This is a genomic window from Pseudoxanthomonas sp. JC1303, assembly GCF_058448525.1.
The window spans coordinates 1,974,494-1,993,258 of record NZ_CP185958.1; the positions used below are offsets into that span (position 1 = coordinate 1,974,494).

17 protein-coding genes are annotated in these 18,765 nt (G+C 67.4%); 8 read left to right on the top strand and 9 right to left on the bottom strand.

Going from position 1 to position 18,765, the window contains the following annotated elements:
* Nucleotides 1-8 precede the first annotated feature (8 nt).
* Nucleotides 9-1,520 (bottom strand): right-handed parallel beta-helix repeat-containing protein, encoded by a 1,512-nt coding sequence (locus ACORQU_RS08620; protein ID WP_491644611.1) that lies wholly within the window; start codon nucleotides 1,518-1,520, stop codon nucleotides 9-11.
* 357 nt (nucleotides 1,521-1,877) lie between these two features.
* Between ACORQU_RS08620 and ACORQU_RS08625 the strand changes: the two genes are divergently transcribed.
* The 4 genes from ACORQU_RS08625 (at nucleotide 1,878) to arsN2 (ending at nucleotide 4,004) form a co-directional block, all read left to right on the top strand.
* Nucleotides 1,878-2,210: an ArsR/SmtB family transcription factor gene (locus ACORQU_RS08625; RefSeq protein WP_491644613.1), complete on the top strand. Its 333-nt coding sequence runs from the start codon at nucleotides 1,878-1,880 to the stop codon at nucleotides 2,208-2,210.
* A 156-nt stretch (nucleotides 2,211-2,366) separates the two neighbouring features.
* Nucleotides 2,367-2,789, top strand: a complete 423-nt coding sequence (gene arsC / locus ACORQU_RS08630) for an arsenate reductase (glutaredoxin) (protein WP_491644615.1) — start codon at nucleotides 2,367-2,369, stop codon at nucleotides 2,787-2,789.
* Nucleotides 2,782-3,504, top strand: a complete 723-nt coding sequence (arsH, locus tag ACORQU_RS08635) for an arsenical resistance protein ArsH (RefSeq protein ID WP_491644617.1) — start codon at nucleotides 2,782-2,784, stop codon at nucleotides 3,502-3,504. The genes arsC and arsH overlap by 8 nt, the downstream gene beginning before the upstream one ends.
* Before the next feature lie 65 nt (nucleotides 3,505-3,569).
* Nucleotides 3,570-4,004 (top strand): arsenic resistance N-acetyltransferase ArsN2, encoded by a 435-nt coding sequence (gene arsN2, locus ACORQU_RS08640; protein ID WP_271647706.1) that lies wholly within the window; start codon nucleotides 3,570-3,572, stop codon nucleotides 4,002-4,004.
* Between the two features lie 142 nt (nucleotides 4,005-4,146).
* Here arsN2 and pobA read toward each other — a convergent pair whose 3' ends face one another.
* Nucleotides 4,147-5,325, bottom strand: a complete 1,179-nt coding sequence (gene pobA, locus ACORQU_RS08645; RefSeq protein ID WP_491644619.1) for a 4-hydroxybenzoate 3-monooxygenase — start codon at nucleotides 5,323-5,325, stop codon at nucleotides 4,147-4,149.
* Between the two features lie 98 nt (nucleotides 5,326-5,423).
* On the opposite strand from pobA, the gene ACORQU_RS08650 reads away from it, so the two are divergent.
* Complete coding sequence (locus tag ACORQU_RS08650; RefSeq protein WP_491644621.1) at nucleotides 5,424-6,341, top strand: helix-turn-helix domain-containing protein; 918 nt, start codon at nucleotides 5,424-5,426, stop codon at nucleotides 6,339-6,341.
* Here ACORQU_RS08650 and ACORQU_RS08655 read toward each other — a convergent pair.
* The 5 genes from ACORQU_RS08655 to ACORQU_RS08675 all read right to left on the bottom strand — a co-directional run bounded on the left by ACORQU_RS08655 (nucleotide 6,338) and on the right by ACORQU_RS08675 (nucleotide 12,362).
* Nucleotides 6,338-7,645, bottom strand: a complete 1,308-nt coding sequence (locus ACORQU_RS08655) for an MFS transporter (RefSeq protein WP_491644623.1) — start codon at nucleotides 7,643-7,645, stop codon at nucleotides 6,338-6,340. The genes ACORQU_RS08650 and ACORQU_RS08655 overlap by 4 nt on opposite strands.
* Before the next feature lie 45 nt (nucleotides 7,646-7,690).
* Entirely contained in the window at nucleotides 7,691-8,692 is a 1,002-nt protein-coding gene (locus ACORQU_RS08660) for an MBL fold metallo-hydrolase (protein WP_491644625.1), read from the bottom strand.
* Nucleotides 8,693-8,714: 22 nt separating this feature from the next.
* Nucleotides 8,715-9,695 carry an MBL fold metallo-hydrolase gene (locus tag ACORQU_RS08665; RefSeq protein WP_491644627.1) on the bottom strand — a complete coding sequence of 327 codons (981 nt, stop codon included), beginning with the start codon at nucleotides 9,693-9,695 and terminating at the stop codon, nucleotides 8,715-8,717.
* Between the two features lie 13 nt (nucleotides 9,696-9,708).
* Entirely contained in the window at nucleotides 9,709-11,250 is a 1,542-nt protein-coding gene (locus ACORQU_RS08670) for an alginate export family protein (RefSeq protein WP_491644628.1), read from the bottom strand.
* 368 nt (nucleotides 11,251-11,618) lie between these two features.
* Nucleotides 11,619-12,362 (bottom strand): GntR family transcriptional regulator, encoded by a 744-nt coding sequence (locus tag ACORQU_RS08675; protein ID WP_271647697.1) that lies wholly within the window; start codon nucleotides 12,360-12,362, stop codon nucleotides 11,619-11,621.
* Nucleotides 12,363-12,536: 174 nt separating this feature from the next.
* On the opposite strand from ACORQU_RS08675, the gene ACORQU_RS08680 reads away from it, so the two are divergent.
* Nucleotides 12,537-13,586, top strand: coding sequence for a Rieske 2Fe-2S domain-containing protein (locus ACORQU_RS08680; protein ID WP_491644630.1), 1,050 nt, complete (start codon nucleotides 12,537-12,539; stop codon nucleotides 13,584-13,586).
* Nucleotides 13,583-14,536: a PDR/VanB family oxidoreductase gene (locus tag ACORQU_RS08685; protein ID WP_491644632.1), complete on the top strand. Its 954-nt coding sequence runs from the start codon at nucleotides 13,583-13,585 to the stop codon at nucleotides 14,534-14,536. The genes ACORQU_RS08680 and ACORQU_RS08685 overlap by 4 nt, the downstream gene beginning before the upstream one ends.
* Nucleotides 14,537-14,599: 63 nt before the next feature.
* On the opposite strand, the gene ACORQU_RS08690 is transcribed toward ACORQU_RS08685, so the two are convergent.
* Nucleotides 14,600-16,963 (bottom strand): Tex family protein, encoded by a 2,364-nt coding sequence (locus ACORQU_RS08690; protein WP_491644633.1) that lies wholly within the window; start codon nucleotides 16,961-16,963, stop codon nucleotides 14,600-14,602.
* A gap of 183 nt (nucleotides 16,964-17,146) precedes the next feature.
* On the opposite strand from ACORQU_RS08690, the gene ACORQU_RS08695 reads away from it, so the two are divergent.
* The gene (locus ACORQU_RS08695) at nucleotides 17,147-17,500 is read left to right on the top strand and encodes a hypothetical protein (RefSeq protein ID WP_491644635.1); all 354 of its coding nucleotides are present in this window, start codon (nucleotides 17,147-17,149) and stop codon (nucleotides 17,498-17,500) included.
* 31 nt (nucleotides 17,501-17,531) lie between these two features.
* Here the strand turns inward: ACORQU_RS08695 and ACORQU_RS08700 are convergent, their stop codons facing one another.
* On the bottom strand, nucleotides 17,532-18,749 hold the full coding sequence (locus ACORQU_RS08700; protein ID WP_491644637.1) for an MFS transporter: 1,218 nt from the start codon (nucleotides 18,747-18,749) through the stop codon (nucleotides 17,532-17,534).
* Between the last annotated feature and the right edge of the window lie 16 nt (nucleotides 18,750-18,765).

An 18,765-nucleotide genomic window follows, 5' to 3' on the forward strand; every position in this document is an offset into this window, starting at 1 on the left:
CTGCGATGTCAGCGACCCACGGCGCGCGGCGCGGACAACGGCGAGGTGGCCCCTTCCAGCGAGGTCACGGTGGCCGTCACGCCGTTCAAGCCGGCCGCGTCGGAAAGGGTGAGGCGGAAATGGCCTTGCCCCTGGGCGTCGGTGGCGACCGACGCGCTGCCCAGGTAGTGCGCGGCTTCGTCGTCGGTGGCCTTGGCATTGCCGAAGACCTCGATGCGATGCACGGTGTTGGACGCGCCCAGGAAATGACCCGTTACGCTCAGGTCCTGTCCATCGCGTCGTGCGCTGTCGATGACGGGCGCGACGATACCCCCGTTGGGCGCGGGCTGGCAGTTCTCGTTGACGCGATCGCTGCAGATCTTGGCCAGCTTGTCGGGATCGCTGTGGACGCCGCCGCCGCGCGAGCCGACGAAACCGGCGTGTTCCAGGCCTGGCACGCCGAACACGATCGCGCCACGCCGCTGGCCCGGGACACAGGCACCACCGGCTTGGCAACGCATGATCTTCAGCCCGTTGCCGGTGATGCTGTTGGCGCTGATGCGGTTGGGCAGCGAGGTGGGCTGCGGGCGCACGGCCACGCCGATGCCGTTGCCGGTGATGGTGTTGTCATCGACCACGTTGTCGCGCCCGGTCAGGCTCACTCCGATGGAGTTGCCGGTGAAGGTGTTGGCCGCGATGGTGTTGCGGTTGCCCCAGTTGATCTGCAGGCCGTCGGAGTAGTTCTCGAAGCGGTTGCGGATGACGGTGTTGTCGTTGCCCCATAGGATCTCGATGCCCTGCGAGGGTTCGGGATTGGCATCGGTGGAGCGGAACACATTGTCGGCCACCAGGTTCCAGGCCGCGCCCCGGGTCAGCTCCAGGCCGTCGCCGTTGTCCAGGAACTCGTTGCGCACGATGCGGTTGTGGATCGTGGTGGTGGCGGTCGACTGTCCGCTGCCGTCGTCGCCGGTCAGCATTACGCCCGCGCCGCCCTTGTTGGCGACGATGCGGTTGTCGTGGATCTCGCTGCCCGAGGCGCGGTTGACCAGCACGCCGATGCAGAAGTTGCGGATCTCCAGGCCGGCCAGTTCCACCCCTTGCGTATCGCGCAGGACCAGGCCGGGCAGGGTGGTGGTGCGCACGTTGGTGCCGTACTGGCCTTCGACCGCGCCGGGGCAGGCCTTGGTGCCTTCGCCGGTGACGTAGGCCGCGCCATCAATGGCCACGTACTGCCCGGCCTGCTGCCAGGGCAGCCCGACGATGGCGACCGGGCCGTTGATGGCCGGCAGCGGCTTGGCAGGCTTGATCACGTATGGCGCGGTGCCGACCGCGGCGATCTCGATCCGGTAGGTGCCCGGGGCCTGGTTGGCGGTGGTGATGGCCCAGCGCAGCGAGCCGGGTGCGTCGTCGTCCGCGTAGCGGTCCACCGTCAGCACCTGGCGCGGCGCCGGTGTCGGCTCGGCCTGGTGGGCGGCCGCCACGGGCAGCCAGGCCAGCAGGGCCACCGGCAACAGACCGGCGAATGAAACGGATCGACGCATACAGCACTCCAGCAGACAGGAAAGGCGCCAGGCCCGCGCTTGGGTCCGACACGCTGCGGCGCACGCGCAGCGCGGCGCCGATGACGGCCGTCCGGAGGCGGCCTGAACATGGGCGTACACGCTAGGTGGCGAAGCTGTCAGTCAGCAAGTTCGAATATCGCTTATATGGGCGATATTCGAACGTAATGTCTACGACCTTGGTCCAATACCTGGCGCCGTCGAAGGTCGCGCGCGGGCCGCCCGGCGCCGATTGCCGTCGACGCAAAGCCAAAGAATCACGCGTCTTCCGCCGATATGGGCCGCGCCAGCGTCGTGGCGTGGTTCCCTACAGTTCGATAGTTCGTGTATTGTCGCCACATGGACGAAGATCGAGCTGTCGCCGCTTTATCCGCCCTGGCCCATGCCCAGCGCCTGCGCGTGTTCCGGGCTTTGGTGGTGGCCGGACCGGATGGACTAGTCCCCAGCGTGCTGGCCTCGCGGCTGGAGGTGGCTCGGAGCACGTTGTCCTTCCATCTCAAGGAACTGGCCCATGCAGAGCTGGTCGACATCGAGCCGCAGGGCCGCAACCTGATCTACCGCGCCCGCTATGACCGCATGACCGGCCTGCTCGACTACCTGACCGAGCACTGCTGCCAGGGCGGAACCTGCGAGGCATCCGCCGCAGCCGCCCGCCAGGTGTGCGAGGGATGAGCCCAATGCCGAACCCGCTTGCGAACCGCGGCTTGTCGACATCCTCCGCCCTGACACGAAGCCCGGCGATCGCCGCACGCGTGGTCGCGCGGATGTGCGGCAACGCCGGATGCCCAAGGCCCCTTTTCCTTCGCTGTTTCCCCCGCTGAGGCGCCCATGAGCCCCATCACGATCTATCACAACCCCGACTGCGGGACCTCGCGCAACGTGCTCGGCCTGATCCGCAACAGCGGTGTGGAACCGACCATCGTCGAGTACCTCAAGACCCCGCCGGACCGCGCCACCTTGACCGCGCTGATCGCCGCCATGGGCGTCCCCGTGCGTGCGCTGTTGCGCGAGAAGGGCACGCCCTACGCCGAGCTTGGCCTGGACGATCCGGAACTCGGCGATGACGTACTCATCGACGCGATGCTGGCCCACCCGATCCTGATTAACCGGCCTATCGTGGTCACCCCGCTCGGCGCGCGCCTGTGCCGGCCTTCCGAGCGAGTCCTCGATCTGCTGCCCCAGCCGCAGCGTGGCGCGTTCAACAAGGAAGACGGCGCGCCGGTGGTGGATGCGGGAGGCGAGCGTGTCTGAGTCGCTGGAGACGTTGCCCAACCTGGATGCGGCGTCGTTCGCCCAGCCCGATCCGTCGCGCCTGTTCCCGGTCGAACGCGTGACCCACGCGCCACGCTTTCTGCTGCTCTACGGCTCGCTGCGCGCGCGCTCGTTCAGTCGCTTCGCCGCAGAGGAATCGGCGCGCCTGCTGCGCGCGCTGGGCGGGGAGACGCGCCTGTTCGATCCCACCGGCCTGCCACTGGTCGACGAAGCCAACGAGGACCACCCCAAGGTCCAGGAACTGCGCGCGCTGGCGACCTGGGCCGAAGGCATGGTGTGGAGTTCGCCCGAGCGTCACGGCGCGATGACCGGGGTGATGAAGACCCAGATCGACTGGATCCCCCTGTCGGTGGGCGCGGTGCGTCCGACCCAGGGCAAGACCCTGGCGGTGATGCAAGTCTCCGGTGGCTCGCAGTCGTTCAACGCGGTCAACCAGATGCGCGTGCTGGGACGCTGGATGCGGATGCTGACCATCCCCAACCAGTCCTCGGTGGCCAAGGCCTGGCAGGAGTTCGACGAGGCCGGGCGGATGAAGCCCTCGCCCTACTACGCGCGCATCGTGGATGTCATGGAGGAGCTGATGAAATTCACCCTGCTCACCCGTGACGTCGCAGACCACCTGGTGGATCGCTACAGCGAGCGCCACGAGGCGGCCGAGCGCCTGTCCACGCGCGTGGCACAAGACGCCATTTAGGCGCCGGTGGCGGTCGGCGCGTGGTTTGGGAATACTCCCCGCAGCCGACCGGCCCTGGAGGCACGATGGCGCAGCGGATCACCCTGATCGAACCCGGCCCGCAGGCCCTGGCGCTGCTGGAACGCGTCGGCCTGCCCACCGATGACCTGCACGATCCCGTGCCGCGCGCGATGCACGCGCTGTGGGACGGCGAACAGTTGCTGGGCGTGGTCGCGGTCGAACTGCACGCCGCTTGCGGCCTGCTGCGCTCGTTGGCCGTGGCCCCGGAGCAGCGCCTGGCCGGCGTGGGCAGCGCGCTGGTCGCCCATGCCGAGCAGGATGCGGCCCGTGCCGGCGTGCGCGATCTCTACCTGCTCACCACCAGCGCCGAGGCCTTGTTCGTCAGGCTGGGCTACACGCGCATCGCACGCGAACACGCGCCACCGCAGATTGCCGCCACGCGCCAGTTCAACGGGCTGTGCCCGGACAGCGCGGTGTTCATGCACAAGGCACTGGGCTGAAAGCGACAACCACGGCTCAGCATGCCTCGCTGAGTCGCTGCTTGCTTCGACCCACGCTTGAGGCGTTGAAAGGACCTGCGCCTAGTCCGGGCCGCGTGTTTGTTGTCCGCACCGGTTCCGCATTCGCGATGGCAGGCGCGTCTTAGCCCAATGTCTGCCCCGGGAAGCCTGCATACGCTTCGGCGATGGTGGCGCGGCCGGCGCGGCTGGCCAGCAGGGTGTCCAGTTCGGCACCGTGCACGCGGCGAGTGAACGCATCCAGTCCCGGCAAGGTGTGCAGCATGGAGGTCATCCACCAGGAGAACCGCTGCGCGCGCCAGACCCGGCGCAGGGCCAACTCCGAATAGCGAGCCAGCGCTTGAGGTTCGCCACCGGCATAGGCCTTGTCGAACAGGCTGGCCAGCAAGCCCACGTCGGCCATCGCCAGGTTCAGGCCCTTGGCGCCGGTGGGCGGCACGATATGGGCGGCGTCGCCGGCCAGGAACAGCCGACCGTGCTGCATCGGCTCGACCACGAAACTGCGCAGCGGCGCGATGCTCTTCTCCAGGGAAGGACCGGTCTGCAGGCGTTCGGCCAGGTCCGGCGACAGGCGCGCGCGCAGTTCGTTCCAGAAGCGCGCGTCGGACCAGTCGTCCACGCGTTCGTCCGTGGGCACTTGCACGTAGTAACGCGACCGGCTCGCCGAGCGCATGCTGCACAGGGAAAAGCCGCGCGCGTGGCGTGCATAGACCAGTTCGTCATTGACCGGCGCGGTGTCGGTCAGGATGCCGAGCCATCCGAACGGATAGACGCGCTCGTAGGTCCGCAGCACGCCTTCGGGAATCGTCCGTCGGCTGACGCCGTGGAAACCGTCGCAGCCCACCACGTAGTCGCAATCCAGCCGGGTGGCCACGCCGTCCAAAGTGAAGTCCAGCCAGGGGCGGTCGCCATCGACACCGCCGATGGCGACATCATCGACCTCGTACAGGGTCTGCCCGCCCTGCGCGGCGCGTGCGTCCATCAGGTCGCGCGTCACTTCGGTCTGGCCATAGATGGTCACCGGCACGCCGCCGGCATCCAGGTCGATGTGCTCGCGGCGTCCGTCCAGCAGGAGTTCGAAGCCATGGTGGATGATGCCTTCGGCATGCAGCCGTTGCGAGGCACCGACGCTGTCCAACAGATCCACGGTGCCTTGTTCCAGCACGCCGGCGCGGATGCGCGAGAGCACATAGTCCGCGCTGCGCCGCTCGACGATGACGTTGTCGATACCCGCGCGCTGCAGCAACTGGCCCAGCAGCAGGCCGGCCGGGCCCGCCCCGACGATGGCGATTGTGGTCCTCATGCGCCCTCCCGACACTTCAGATGTGATGGCGGCCAGTGTCGATTGCCAAACGCCCGTGTCCAAGGGACGATGCGGGCCAGTCCTTGGACTTTTCGCAGATGCCAAACCACGCCGCCGATTCAGTCCACGCCAATGCGGTGCCTGCCTTCGGCCTCTACGGCGAGACCTGGTCCAGCCAGGTGCTGGATCGGATGCATTGGGAATCCATCCCGGCGCGCAGCCGCCTGCACGGTTGGCATATCCGCCCGCATCGACACAGCGACCTGCTGCAGCTGATGTACGTGCAGCGCGGTCCGGCCCACCTGGAGATCGACTATGCGACGCAGCGGGTGGACGCGCCCACCTTGGTGTTGCTGCCGCCATTGAGCGTGCATGGCTTCCGCTTCCATCGCCGCGTGCAGGGGCATGTGCTGACCCTGTCGGCCCAGGTGATGGCCGAGTTCTGCAATCAGTGGCCGGCGCTGGGACGTGGACTCGCGCAGCCGGCATGCCTGGACGCCGGCGCGGACACCGGCATGCTCGACCACCTGTTCGACACAGTGGCCGGCGAGTACCAGGGGCGTCGGCCCGCGCGCGGGGAGATGCTGCAGGCCCTGGTGGCCCAACTGCTGGTGTGGACGGCACGCGCCTGCCAGAGCCGGGTGGATGCCCCGATGCAGGACGCGACGCCGCACGCACGGGGCGCGCGGCATCTGCAGGCCTATCTGTCACTGGTGGATGCGCACTACCGCGAGCACTGGCCGCTGCAACGTTATGCGCAGCAGGTGGGGGTGAGCAGCGGCCACCTCAACGCACTGTGTCGGCGCCTGGCCGGCGCGACTGCGCTGCAGCTGCAGCAGCGGCGCTTGCTGCTGGAGGCACAGCGGAGCCTGACTTATACCACCCTGGACGTGCAGCAGGTCGCGGCGATGCTTGGATTTTCCGATGCTGCGTACTTCAGCCGCTGGTTCAGCCGCAGCGCCGGCTGCGCACCCAGTGCGTTCAGGAGCCGGGGCCGCCGCCAGGGCGTGGGCTAGCGGGGCGCGGCCAGGCGGATCGACAGCACCGCCACCATCGCCAGCACCAGCGGCAAGGCCAGCAGGTAATACAGATTGGCCGGCTGCCAGCCGGCATCGACCATCACGCCCACAGTCATCGGCGAGAGGATGGCGCCGATCCGGCCGATGCCGATCGCCCAGCCCAAGCCCGTGGTTCGCACCGTCGGGTCGAAGACCGCCGGCGCCATGCCATACAGGCCCGCCATGGAGCCGAACAGGGCCATGCCGATCACGAAGGCGGTCGGGAAGGCCACCTGCAGCTGAGTCCCGGCCATGGCGAAGACCGCCATCGACACCCCCGCCAGCAGGAAGCTGCCCGCGGTCAACCGGGTCAGCAGATAACGCGAGGCCAGCCAGCCGAAGATGCTGCCGCCCAGCATGCCGCCCAGGTTGAGCAGGACCCCGCCGGTGATGCCCTGTTCGGCCGACATGCCGCCCTGCACCAGCAGCTTGGGCGTCCAGCTCAGCACGAAGTAGAACGTGAACATGTGCAGGAAGAAACTGGCCGCGATCAGCAGCGAGGTCCTGCGCAGCTGTGGCGTGAACAGCGCTCCGTAGCCCGTGCGTGGCGCTACTTCGGGCGGGGACGGGAGAACTTCCAGCCGCGGCTGGCGCATCCGCTGCAACAGCCCATTGAGTCGCTCCAGCGCGCCGGCCGGACGACGGCTCATCAGGAAGTCCAACGACTCGGGCAGCAGCAACAACACCAGGGGGATGCACAGCAGCGAGGCCAGCGCGCCGAACAGGAACACCGCATGCCAGGAGAAGTGCTGCAGGATCAGTGTGGCGATCAGGCCGCCGATGGTCGCGCCGACCGGATAGCCGGTGGCCTGCAGCGCCACGGCCGTGCTGCGGTAGCGGGCGCTGGCGTATTCGGCGGTGATCACGCCCGAGCAGGCCAGCATGCCGCCGATGCCCAGCCCGGTGAACACGCGCAGCAGTCCGAGCTGCCATGCGTTGTTGGCCAGGGCCGAACTGGCCATGCCCAGCGTCAGGATGACCAGGCACCACAGGATCATGGTGCGCCGCCCGAAGCGGTCGGCCAACGGTGCCAGCAACAGTGAGCCAGCCGCCATGCCCACCAGCCCGGCGCTGAGCATCAGGCCCAACTCGCTGCCGGACAGCGACCAATCGCTGGACACGTGCGGGGCGGTGAAGGCCATGACCATCACGTCAAAGCCATCCAGCATGTTGAGGACGATGCAGACCCCGATCGCCACCCACTGGAATGGGCTCATGCGATCAAGCGCGAGGTTGCTGGAAGCGGCGGTGGGTGCGGTCATTGCTGAATCCTGATTCGTTGGGCGCTACGACGGTTGAGGCGGCGGTCAACCGACCGGGATGCGCTGGCGGTCGCGGGCGATGACGATCTGGCCCTTGAAATGCTTTCCTGCGCCTTCCTGCCACATGGTGTCGGTGATCCAGTCCATGTCGCCGGGAACGAAGTGGCTCAGCACCAAGGTCTTGACGCCAGCAGCCTGGGCGATCTTTCCGGCGTCCTCGGGTGTGGTATGCGACGCCAGCAGGTGGTGCTTAAAGGCCTCCTTGTCATTTGCGACCTTCTGCACCAGCTTGTCCACGCCTGGCGGATAGACAACCTCGTGCACCAGCACATCAGCGCCCTTGGCAAAATCGGCCAGCTTGGGGTTGTAGGCGGTATCGCCACTGAACACCACCGCGCCGTGCGGCGTGTCGAAACGATAGGCGAAGCAATGCTCGAGCGGTGGGTGCAGCATGTGGGCCGACGTCACGCGCACGCCGTCGGCTTCCATGACCTTCCCCGGGCCAGGAAGATCATGGGCCTGGAGCAGCGGGTGCGGATCCACGCGTCCCTCGTCAGCCATGCGCGTGGCCACGTCGATCCGGTTGAGGGCCCAGAAATCCCGGGTCATCTGCTCGATCCCGATCGGGCCATAGCTCTTCACCGGCGTGCGCAGGTTGGTGACCCAGCCGTTGTAGAACAGGTTGCCGTACTCCAGATTGTGGTCGGAATGATGGTGGGTGATGAAGACATACTTCAGCTTGTCCAGTGGCAGTCCCGCGTCGACCAGCCCACGCGAGACCCCGTAGCCGCAATCCACAACGAAGGCCACACCGTCGACCATCAGCAGGTTGGCTGGATTGCCGCGACGCCCGCCCACGCGTGGGCCGCCTTTGGTTCCGATGGTGTAGAGCACCGTGCCGCGCTCGGCAGTCAGGTCGGCTGGCGCCGAGGCGGCGCCCGGCTTGTCATTACCGCTCACGGCCTGCGCGGCGGCATGGCGGGCCATCAGCAGGCTCGCGCCTCCCATGCCGATGCCGGCGATGAACTTGCGTCGATCAATGCTCATGTCTGTTGCTCCCGGTTGGGTCTCAATGCTGGGGTTCGAAGCGATGTAGCGTGACGGTCGAGTCGATGTCGAAGGACATCAGGTCCTCGCCCACGACGATCGGGCCGTCCCACGCCGTCGCGGCGCGGTCATGGATGGCCTGGTCGGTGTTGCTCTGGTCCTTGGGGCCGGGCCGGGAGATGTGCGAGAACACGGCCATCTTCGGTTTGGCCAGGGCGAAGACCTTGCCGGCCTCTTCTGGCGAGGTGTGATGTCCGGCTACTGGCTTGGCCCAGGACTCGTGCAGGTGGTGCGTGGAGATGGCGCCTACCTCGTGCACCAGCAGGTCCACGCCCTTGGCCTGGTCGATGACCCGCTGGTCATAGCGCGTGTCCCCGGAGATCACCACCGAGTGGCCGGCATAGTCGATCCGGTAGCCCACCGCCGGCTGGATCGCCTTGCCGTGGTCGACCTTGAACGCACTGACCCTGACGCCGTTGCGCTGGAACACCACGGCGGGAGCATCGAACGCATGCACCCGCACCTCGGTCGCTGCCGGCGGAACCTCTGCATCGGCCTCACGGATTGCCACGTCGGGCGCGAACATCGCTTCCATTGCCCGGGCGATGGGTGTGATGCCGGTCGGCCCGTACAGTTCGAACGGCGTGGTACGGCCGTTCTGCGGCGTGCGCAGGAAACTGGTGGTCCACAGATCGGCCAACCCGTTGAGGTGGTCGGAGTGGAAGTGGGTGATGAAGGTGGCATCGATCTTGCCCAGCGGCACCTTCAACTGCGCCAGGCGGATGGTCGCGCCACGGCCGGCGTCGAAGACCAGATTCAGTCCGCCGGCCTGCACCAGCGTGGAATTGCCGAAGCGCTCGGGGTTCAAGCTGGGCGTCCCGGTACCCAACAGGGTGACCCGGATCGCGGGCATCACCGGCTTGGCAGGGGGCTGGGCTTGCGCGAGCGGAGCGACCGCCAACAGCAGGGCGAGCAGGGAGGCCCTGAATGTCATGTGTGACATGTGAGGTCCTGGATCAAAAGATGTAGGTGAGGTCGATGCGGAAGGTGGGCGTATGTCGCAGCCCGGCCACGCGCATCTGGCTGGATGGCTCGAAATAGGCGCCCGAGCCTCGCAGCTGCAGGTTCGGCGAGGCCTGCCAGCGCAGGTCCATCGCCGGCTGCTGGCCGGTGTAACGGGCATCGGTGCGCAGCGAGGGCGCGAGGGTGCCGAAGTTCTGGCCGTAGATCGCATCGTCGGTGGAGTAGCGCCAGTAGAAACGGTTGTAAATCTCCAGACTCAGATCGTGTGGGAGGCTGAAGGACAGCGAGGGCGCGACGCTGTACATATTGGACAGGCTCATGAATCCGTTCAGGCTCACGTATTCGCCGGACATGTAAAGCGGGTTGTAAGTCTTCACGGTGCTGCCATCGCGCTTGCCGCCGCTGGCCATGTCCAGGTTGAAGGCCAGGACCGGTGCGTCCTTGTCCTGGCCAAGGTTGAATGAGGTGGTGGTCATCACCGCACTGGCGCGAATATCGCGCCCGTTGAAGCTACCGGTCTGGTAGAGCAGGGTGTAGTCGATGGCCGCAGCGCCGACCTTGCCCCAGAAGCGCGTCGCGAAGGTGTGCCGGGTCTCTGCGCCCCGAAGCTGGTTGAAAGCGATGCTGTCGTCACGTTGGCCGACGTAGATGGGATCAAGGTTGAGCGACAGTTCCTGCTTGCGCACCAGTGGCAGGGAGCCATAAAGACCCCAGACCGCGGTATCGTGGTCGGTGTCGTCGTCGAAGCTGTGGCGTCCATAGGCGACCGGTCGCATTAGGAACGCATCCAGCTTGAAGGTTGGGCAGTCGTAATAGCCGCGCACGCCGTCGAAATTGCGTTCCACGTTCGGCGCCGCCTGCAGTGCGAAGACCTGACCGGTGCCGAAGTGCACCTGCTGGCGGCCCGCGCGCACGCCCAGCGTGCCCGTCCGTGTCTTGTGCTTGGCTTCGATGAAGGCCTGCGACAGATCTACATCGTTTGACTGGCGCGGTGACTCGGGCCGTGGGTAGTGGCTGCCGAACTGCTGGCCGCTGATCAGTTGCCCGAAGAAGCGCAAACCCTCGCCGACATGCAGGTCCGCACCGTATTGATGGCGCAGCAGCATGAAGCGCTGGTCCCGCTCCCCCGCCCCGGTGTAGGAATTCCAGGTCTGCCAGACCGAGCGCACGCGCTCTTCGCCGAACAGGGTCAGGGTCACATCGCCAGTGTCGCCGATCGGGCGGTTTTTCCAGGCGTGCAGTGGCCCGGTGTCCTGGCCTTTGTAAACGTCGTTGTAGCGGATCAGCCGGTAGGGGCCCACCGGCGGCCCCTTGCCTGCATTGGGCGGCAGGATGCGCGGGTTTGGCACCTGCTTGGCCGGCACGCGGCCGTGCTGCGCATCGGGGACCGTCACCGGATCCTGTGAGTCATGCGCTGATGGCGGCGTCGCCGTCGTGGCGGCCTGCTGTGCACCAGCCAGGGCCGGCAGGCCCTGGCCAAACAGCAAGGCGGCCGCAAGACCTGTCAGGCGCAGCGCCCGGATTTTCGTTGGCATGACTTCCCCTCTCCCGGAAATCAGGAATCGTTGTTGAGTGATGTGCGTATCGTCCGTGCGCGCTGACCGGCGTCCTTCCACCGGTGCCTGCCGACCCTTTCTCAGCAGGGCTTACACGCTAGGTTTATCGCCCCGCACCATTCAAGTTCGAATATCGAATGCACGGGCGATATTCGAACGCTTGGCATGAGACTTTTGTCTAGCATGGCCTCGCGCCGCTCTGGCCGATGGCGCGTTCAGGAAGCAAGACCAAGGGTCAGGCGCGCTTCTGACTTCGCGGGGCGTCATCTGGACCACGCAAGGCCTGAAGGCCGCCCCTGACAGGTGGGCGGCGGGGCGGGGCGAGGGCTGGCCCGCCCGCAGTCCGATCAGTCCGTGCGGGTCTTGCTGGCGTCGGCGTCGCCGTGGAGCACTTCCAGGGGGCGCTGTCCCGCGCGTGCCTTGGTGAAGATTTCGGCGTAGCGCAGGGTCGCGTTGGCGTGTTCGCGCATGAGGGCTTCGGCACGTGCCGACTGGCCGGTGCGCATGGCATCGACGATGGCGTGATGCTGGAGGTGCGCGAAGTTGAAGCGGGTCCACTCCCCGGCGAGGTTGTTGTTGTCGAACGCCAATGCACTACTGGAGGCGAAAGGCAGGTGGTCGTTGCGCGACAGCGCGGTGGCGACGGCCGCGTTGCCGCTGGCCTCGACGATCACCTGGTGAAAGGTCATGTTGAGCTCGTGGTAGACCTGCATGTCGTCGGCCACGATGTGGCCCTTGGCGAAGAGCGCATCGCCGCGTTCCAGGCATTGCTCCAGAACCGCCAGTGACGCGGCCGGCAAGCCGCGCTCGGTCGCCTGGCGCGCGGCCAGCCCCTCCAGCACGCCGCGCACCTCCACGGCATTGGCCAGGTCCTGCGCTTCCACGCTCGGCACCATGTAGCCGCGCGCACCGCATCGCACCAGCAGGCCTTCCTGTTCGAGCGTGCGGAACGCAAGCCGCACCGGCGTGCGGGAGACGCCCAGGGACTGGGCAGTCTGGATTTCGGCCAGGCGCACCCCGGCGGGCAACGCACCGGACGCGATCATGTTGCGCAAGGAGATCAGGACGCGCTGCCCGGGCTTGGATTCCATGGTGAAGGGGATGCTTCGTGCGGATCTGGAGGGGAGTCGCATCTTAAGCACAGCGCTTCGCCGGGGTTTTTTGGATCCAAAATATCCAAATTACTTAGACCAAAGGATGATTACCCGCGATATTGGATCCAATAAAGTGCGGCGCAGAGATTAACCCACTAGAGGACTCTGTCGATGTTTCCCAAGAACGCGTGGTACGTGGCCTGCATGCCCGACGAACTGGCCGACAAGCCACTCGGTCGCAGGATCTGCGGGGAAAAGATCGTCTTTTTTCGGGGCGCCGATGGCGCGGTCCAGGCGGTCGAGGATTTTTGCCCGCACCGTGGCGCGCCGCTGTCGCTGGGTTTCATGCAGGACGGCCACCTGGTCTGCGGCTACCACGGACTGGTGATGGGCGGGGATGGCAAGCCGGTTTCCATGCCGGGCCAGCGTGTCCAGGGGTTCCCCTGCAACAAGGCCTATCCGGTGATCGAGCGCTACGGGTTCGTGTGGGTGTGGCCGGGGGAGGCGGCCCTGGCCGATCCGGCCAAGCTGCATCACCTGGAATGGGCAGAGCGTGCGGACTGGGCCTATGGCGGCGGCATGTACCACATCAGGTCCGACTACCGCCTGATGGTGGACAACCTCATGGACCTGACCCACGAGACCTACGTCCACGCCAGCAGCATCGGCCAGAAGGAGATCGACGAGGCGCCGGTCAAGACGCGCATGGAAGGCGAGCAGGTCGTGACCAGCCGCTTCATGGACAACATCGCCGCGCCGCCGTTCTGGCGGATGGCGTTACGTGGCAACGGACTGGCGGACGATGTGCCGGTGGATCGCTGGCAGATCTGCCGCTTCACCCCGCCCAGCCACGTCCTGATCGAAGTGGGCGTCGCCCATGCGGGCCACGGCGGCTATGACGCACCGGCCGAAAAGAAGGTCAGCAGCATCGTGGTGGACTTCATCACGCCGGAGACCGAGACCTCGCACTGGTACTTCTGGGGCATGGCCCGCAACTTCCGGCCCGACGACGCCGAGCTCACCGCCAGCATCCGCGAGGGCCAGGGCAAGATCTTCGCCGAGGACCTGGAGATGCTGGAACGCCAGCAGCAGAATTTGTTGGAACACCCCGAACGCGCGCTGCTCAAGCTCAATATCGATGCAGGGGGGGTGCAGTCGCGCCGCATCATCGACCGTCTGCTGGCGGCCGAGCGCGCCGCCGGCGCCGAGGCCGCGGCATGATCGAGGTGCAGGTGGTCGCCGTGCGCGAGGAGGGCGAACACCTGCGCAGCTTCGAGTTGCGGCGCACGGACGGTGGCGCATTGCCCGCCTTCGAGGCCGGTGCGCACATCGACGTGCAGCTGCCCGGCAAGCTGACCCGCCAGTACTCGCTCTGCAACGCGCCACACGAGACCCATCGCTACCTGATCTGCGTGCTGCGCGAATCCGCATCGCGCGGTGGCTCGGAGGCCATGCATGCCCTGGCCGAAGGCGGCGTGCTGACCATCAGCGCGCCACGCAACCTGTTTGCCCTGCACCCGGCGCCCGCCCACAGCCTGTTGTTCGCCGGCGGCATCGGCATCACCCCACTGATCGCCATGGCCGAGCACCTCGCACGCAACGATCGTTCCTTCGAGCTGCACTACAGCGCGCGCGGTCCCGGCCGGGCCGCCTTCCTGGAACGTCTGCGCGCGGCGCCCTGGGGCGATCGGGTTCACCTGCATTTCGACGATGGCCCCGCGCATTTGCGTCTGGACGTGGCCCAGGCCCTGACCGCCGCGCCGGACGGAGCCCATCTGTATGTCTGTGGCCCGGCCGGCTTCATCGACCACGTGTTCCAGGCGGCCGAGGCGTCCGGCTGGGACCCGACGCGTCTACACCGCGAATACTTCAGCGCCGCGCCGTCACCGGTGGACGCCGGGGAGCAATCCTTTGAGGTCCAGGTCGCCAGTTCTGGAGAGGTCCATACCATCCCGCCGGGGCGCAGCATCGCCCAGGTGCTGGACGAGGCGGGCGTCTTCGTCCCGGTGTCCTGTGAGCAGGGCATCTGCGGGACCTGCGTGACGGCCGTCCTGGAAGGAACGCCGGAGCACCGCGACCAGTTCCTCTCGGCGGACGAGCACGCACGCAACGACCAGATGACGCTGTGCTGCTCGCGCGCCCGCAGCGCACGCCTGGTGTTGGACCTGTAGCGCCGCCGCGCAGGCGTCGCGGCGCGCCCGCAACGCGCGGCGCGGCAATGCCTGGGAGCGCGCTTACTTGCCGCGCGCGCGGGCGAAGGCGGCGGCCAGCGCGTTGTCGGCCGGCGGGGCGCTGGGCTTGGGCGGACGGGCGCCACCGCCACCGGGACGACCGCCACGATCACCACGAGGGCCGTTGCCACGGCCACCGGCATTGCGCTCGTCGCGCGCGGACGGCGCGCCGGGCACGTCGTCCAGGCGGCGGGTCAGGGCGATGCGCTTGCGCGCCACGTCGACCTCCAGCACCTTCACCTTGACGATGTCGCCGGCCTTGACCACCTCGCGCGGATCCTTGACGTAGGTATCCGACAGCGCGGAGATGTGGACCAGGCCATCTTGGTGCACGCCGATGTCGACGAACGCACCGAAGGCGGCCACGTTGCTCACCACGCCTTCCAGGATCATGCCTTCGCGCAGGTCCTTGATGTCTTCCACGCCTTCGGCGAAGCGCGCGGCCTTGAACTCAGGACGCGGGTCGCGGCCGGGCTTTTCCAGTTCCTTGAGGATGTCGCGCACGGTGGGCACGCCGAATTTTTCGTCGGTCAGGCGCTCGGCCTTGAGCCCGCGCAGGAAGGCGGTATCGCCGATGATCTGCTTGACGCCCTTGCCGTTGGCTTCCTTGAGGATGCGCTCGACCACCGGATAGGCCTCCGGATGCACCGAGGACGCATCCAGCGGCTCCTCGCCATCGCTGATGCGCAGGAAGCCCGCGCATTGCTCGAAGGTCTTCTCGCCCAGGCGCGGCACCTTCAGCAGCGCCTTGCGCGTGGGGTAGGGGCCATGTTGGTCGCGATAGACCACGATGTTTTCGGCGACCGTCGATGACAGGCCGGACACGCGCGTGAGCAGCGCGGCCGAGGCGGTATTCACATCCACGCCCACGGCATTCACGCAGTCCTCGACCTTGGCATCCAGCGCCCGCGCGAGACGGAACTGGTCCACGTCGTGCTGGTACTGGCCCACGCCGATCGCCTTCGGCTCGATCTTCACCAGTTCGGCCAGCGGATCCTGCAGGCGGCGCGCGATGGAGACCGCGCCGCGGATGGAGACGTCCAGGTTCGGGAATTCCTTGGCCGCCGTTTCCGAGGCCGAGTACACCGACGCCCCGGCCTCGCTGACCACGATCTTCTGCAAGGCCGGATTGTTGCAGGCCTTGATGACCTCACCGGCCAGCTTGTCGGTCTCGCGACTGGCGGTGCCGTTGCCGATGGCGATCAGCGCCACGTTGTGCTGCTCGCACAGGCGCTTGAGCGTGTGCAGCGACTGGTCCCACTGGCGCTTGGGTTCGTGCGGGTAGATGGTGTCGGTGGCCACCAGCTTGCCGGTGGCATCGACCACGGCGATCTTGCAGCCGGTGCGGATGCCCGGGTCCAGGCCGAGCACGGTCTTGGGGCCGGCCGGCGCGGCCAGCAGCAGGTCCTTGAGGTTGTCGCCGAACACCTCGATGGCCTCGCCCTCGGCCTTCTCGCGCGCCTGGTTGAACAGGTCCAGCATCAGGTGCAGGTGCAGTTTGGCGCGCCAGGTCAGGCGGCAGGCCTGCGACAGCCAGGCGTCGGAGGGGCGACCCTGCGGGCGGATGCCGGCGGCCAGGGCGATGCGCCCTTCTGCGTAGGCATTGCCGGCATCGACGTCGCTGCCCGGGTCGAGTTCGAGCTGGATAAATTCCTCGCGGCGCGCGCGGAACAGCGCCAGCAGCCGATGCGAGGGAATCTTGGCCAGCGCCTCGCTGTGGTCGAAGTAGTCGCGGTACTTGGCTCCGGCTTCTTCCTTGCCTTCCACCACCTTGGCGCGGATCACGCCGTTGGCGTCCAGCCAGCTGCGCAGCTCACCCAGCAGCGCGGCGTCCTCGCCCCAGCGTTCCATCAGGATCGCGCGCGCGCCCTCCAGCGCCGCCTTGGCATCGGCCACGCCCTTGTCGGCATCGACAAAGCCGGTAGCGAATTCCTCCGGCACGCGGGTCGGATCTTCCAGCAGGCCATCGGCCAGCGGTTCCAGCCCGGCTTCACGCGCGATCTGCGCACGGGTGCGGCGCTTGGGCTTGTAGGGCAGGTACAGGTCTTCCAGGCGCGACTTGCTGTCGGCGGCCAGGATGTCGCCGCGCAGCTCGTCGGTGAGCTTGCCCTGCTCGTCGATGCTGGACAGGATCGCGGCGCGACGGTCTTCCAGTTCGCGCAGGTAGACCAGGCGCGTTTCCAGGTTGCGCAGCTGGGTATCGTCCAGGCCGCCGGTGACTTCCTTGCGGTAGCGCGCGATGAACGGCACCGTGGCGCCTTCATCCAGCAGGGCGATGGCGGCCAGCGCCTGCGCGGCCTGGGCGCCGATCTCGTCGGCGATGGTCTGGGCGATCTGGCGCGCAAGCGCCGCGGAGAGTTCTGCCATGCGTTGGGTTCAATCGGGACTACAGGGCCGGCGATTGTGGCGTCCTGCGTGCGCCAGTCCAAGCCGTTGACTTTCACTGCGCGAGGGCAGACGGCGGTTTGACGCCATGCCTGGCCGCTGCTAGAAGATCGAGCGCCCAAGGGCGTCGGCCGCCGCGGCCATCACCACCGACAGGACGTCGCCATGACACCCGACCCGGAACAGCTGGCAGAACTGCACGCGCGCCAATTCGCTGGTCCGCAGGACCGGATGCTGCGGCAGGCGGGTCGCGCGCTGGAGGCCGCCGTCCAGCATCTGCCCGAAGCCGAGCAGATCGCCTTCGCCGACCGCTACGTGGCTCGGCTCGCGCAACTGACCTTGTCGTTGCCCGCTCACCCGGGAGACGCCACCAGGCCTGGACCGCCTGCAGCGCCAGGCCTGCTGGGTCACGCGGATCCGCGGACCCGGCGATCGGGCCTCGGACTGTGGTTGTCCGTGCTGCTGGTCGCGCTTGCGTTGATCCTGGTGTTGCTGATGAACGTCGTGGGCTCGCGGTAGGCGTTTGCACGCGCGCCAGGTTTTGATCGGCTCAGGGATGGCGCCGATTGGGCAGAAAGGCCGCCACGATCCCCAGCAGCGGCAGGAACGAAATGACTTGGTACACCCGGAAGATGCTGGTGTGGTCGGCCAGCACGCCCAGCACCGCCGCGCCCAGGCCGCCCATGCCGAAGGCGAATCCGAAGAACAGGCCGGACACCGTGCCGATGCGGTGGGGCATCAGCTCCTGCGCGTAGACCAGGATGGCCGAGAACGCCGAGGACAGCACGAAGCCGATGATCATCGTCAGCACCGTGGTCCAGCCCAGGTCGGCGTAGGGCAGCGCCAGCGCGAACGGCGCCACGCCCAGGATCGAGGTCCAGATCACCGGCTTGCGGCCGATGCGGTCGCCGACCGGCCCACCGATCAGCGTGCCCGCTGCCGAGGCCAGCAGGAAGCCGAACAGATGCAGCTGCGCGCTGGGCACCGAGACGTGGAATTTCTGGATCAGGTAGAAGGTGTAGTAGCTGCTCAACCCGGCGATGTAGAAGTACTTGCTGAAGATCAGCACCAGCAGCACGGCCACCACCCAGGCCACGGTGCGCGCCGGCAGCGCGGGGGCCTCGCTGTGCGCGACGGTCTTCCGCGAGCCGGCATGCAAGGCCAGATGCTGCCGATACCAGCGGCTGACATAGCTGAGCAGGCCGATGCCGATCAGCGCCGCGCCGGCGAACCACGCCACGCTGCTGCGGCCGTTGGGCACGATCACCGCCGCGGCGATCAGCGGGCCGATCGCGGTGCCGGTGTTGCCGCCGACCTGGAACACCGACTGCGACAGCCCGTGGCGCCCGCCCGAGGCGAGCCGCGCGATGCGCGAGGATTCGGGATGGAACACCGCCGAGCCGATGCCGACCAGCATCGCCGCACACAACACCATCGCGAAGTTGGGCGCGTAGGCCAGCAGCAACAGCCCGCACAGGGTCGAGCCCATGCCCATCGGCAGCGAGTACGGCGCCGGCTTGCGGTCGGTGCGGAGGCCGATCAGCGGCTGGAACAGCGAAGCGGTCAGCTGGTAGGTCAGCGTGATCAGCCCGACCTGGGCGAAGCTGAGCTGGAACTGGCCCTTGAGGATGGGATACAGCGCCAGGATCAGCGACTGCATCATGTCGTTGACCAGGTGCGAACTGGTGATCGCGGCGAGCACGCCCACGGCCACCGGGCGACGGGACGGGGTGGACGCGGCGGGCAGGGGCGAGGCGGTGGACGACATGGCGGGTGGCGCGTTC

Excerpts from the sequence above, each read along its gene's own strand:
- ACORQU_RS08620 (WP_491644611.1), bottom strand. The coding sequence starts at position 1,520 with ATGCGTCGATCCGTTTCATTCGCCGGTCTGTTGCCGGTGGCCCTGCTG.
- ACORQU_RS08625 (WP_491644613.1), top strand. The coding sequence starts at position 1,878 with ATGGACGAAGATCGAGCTGTCGCCGCTTTATCCGCCCTGGCCCATGCC.
- arsC (WP_491644615.1), top strand. The coding sequence starts at position 2,367 with ATGAGCCCCATCACGATCTATCACAACCCCGACTGCGGGACCTCGCGC.
- arsN2 (WP_271647706.1), top strand. The coding sequence starts at position 3,570 with ATGGCGCAGCGGATCACCCTGATCGAACCCGGCCCGCAGGCCCTGGCG.
- pobA (WP_491644619.1), bottom strand. The coding sequence starts at position 5,325 with ATGAGGACCACAATCGCCATCGTCGGGGCGGGCCCGGCCGGCCTGCTG.
- ACORQU_RS08650 (WP_491644621.1), top strand. The coding sequence starts at position 5,424 with ATGCCAAACCACGCCGCCGATTCAGTCCACGCCAATGCGGTGCCTGCC.
- ACORQU_RS08655 (WP_491644623.1), bottom strand. The coding sequence starts at position 7,645 with ATGACCGCACCCACCGCCGCTTCCAGCAACCTCGCGCTTGATCGCATG.
- ACORQU_RS08660 (WP_491644625.1), bottom strand. The coding sequence starts at position 8,692 with ATGAGCATTGATCGACGCAAGTTCATCGCCGGCATCGGCATGGGAGGC.
- ACORQU_RS08665 (WP_491644627.1), bottom strand. The coding sequence starts at position 9,695 with ATGTCACACATGACATTCAGGGCCTCCCTGCTCGCCCTGCTGTTGGCG.
- ACORQU_RS08670 (WP_491644628.1), bottom strand. The coding sequence starts at position 11,250 with ATGCCAACGAAAATCCGGGCGCTGCGCCTGACAGGTCTTGCGGCCGCC.
- ACORQU_RS08675 (WP_271647697.1), bottom strand. The coding sequence starts at position 12,362 with ATGGAATCCAAGCCCGGGCAGCGCGTCCTGATCTCCTTGCGCAACATG.
- ACORQU_RS08680 (WP_491644630.1), top strand. The coding sequence starts at position 12,537 with ATGTTTCCCAAGAACGCGTGGTACGTGGCCTGCATGCCCGACGAACTG.
- ACORQU_RS08685 (WP_491644632.1), top strand. The coding sequence starts at position 13,583 with ATGATCGAGGTGCAGGTGGTCGCCGTGCGCGAGGAGGGCGAACACCTG.
- ACORQU_RS08690 (WP_491644633.1), bottom strand. The coding sequence starts at position 16,963 with ATGGCAGAACTCTCCGCGGCGCTTGCGCGCCAGATCGCCCAGACCATC.
- ACORQU_RS08695 (WP_491644635.1), top strand. The coding sequence starts at position 17,147 with ATGACACCCGACCCGGAACAGCTGGCAGAACTGCACGCGCGCCAATTC.
- ACORQU_RS08700 (WP_491644637.1), bottom strand. The coding sequence starts at position 18,749 with ATGTCGTCCACCGCCTCGCCCCTGCCCGCCGCGTCCACCCCGTCCCGT.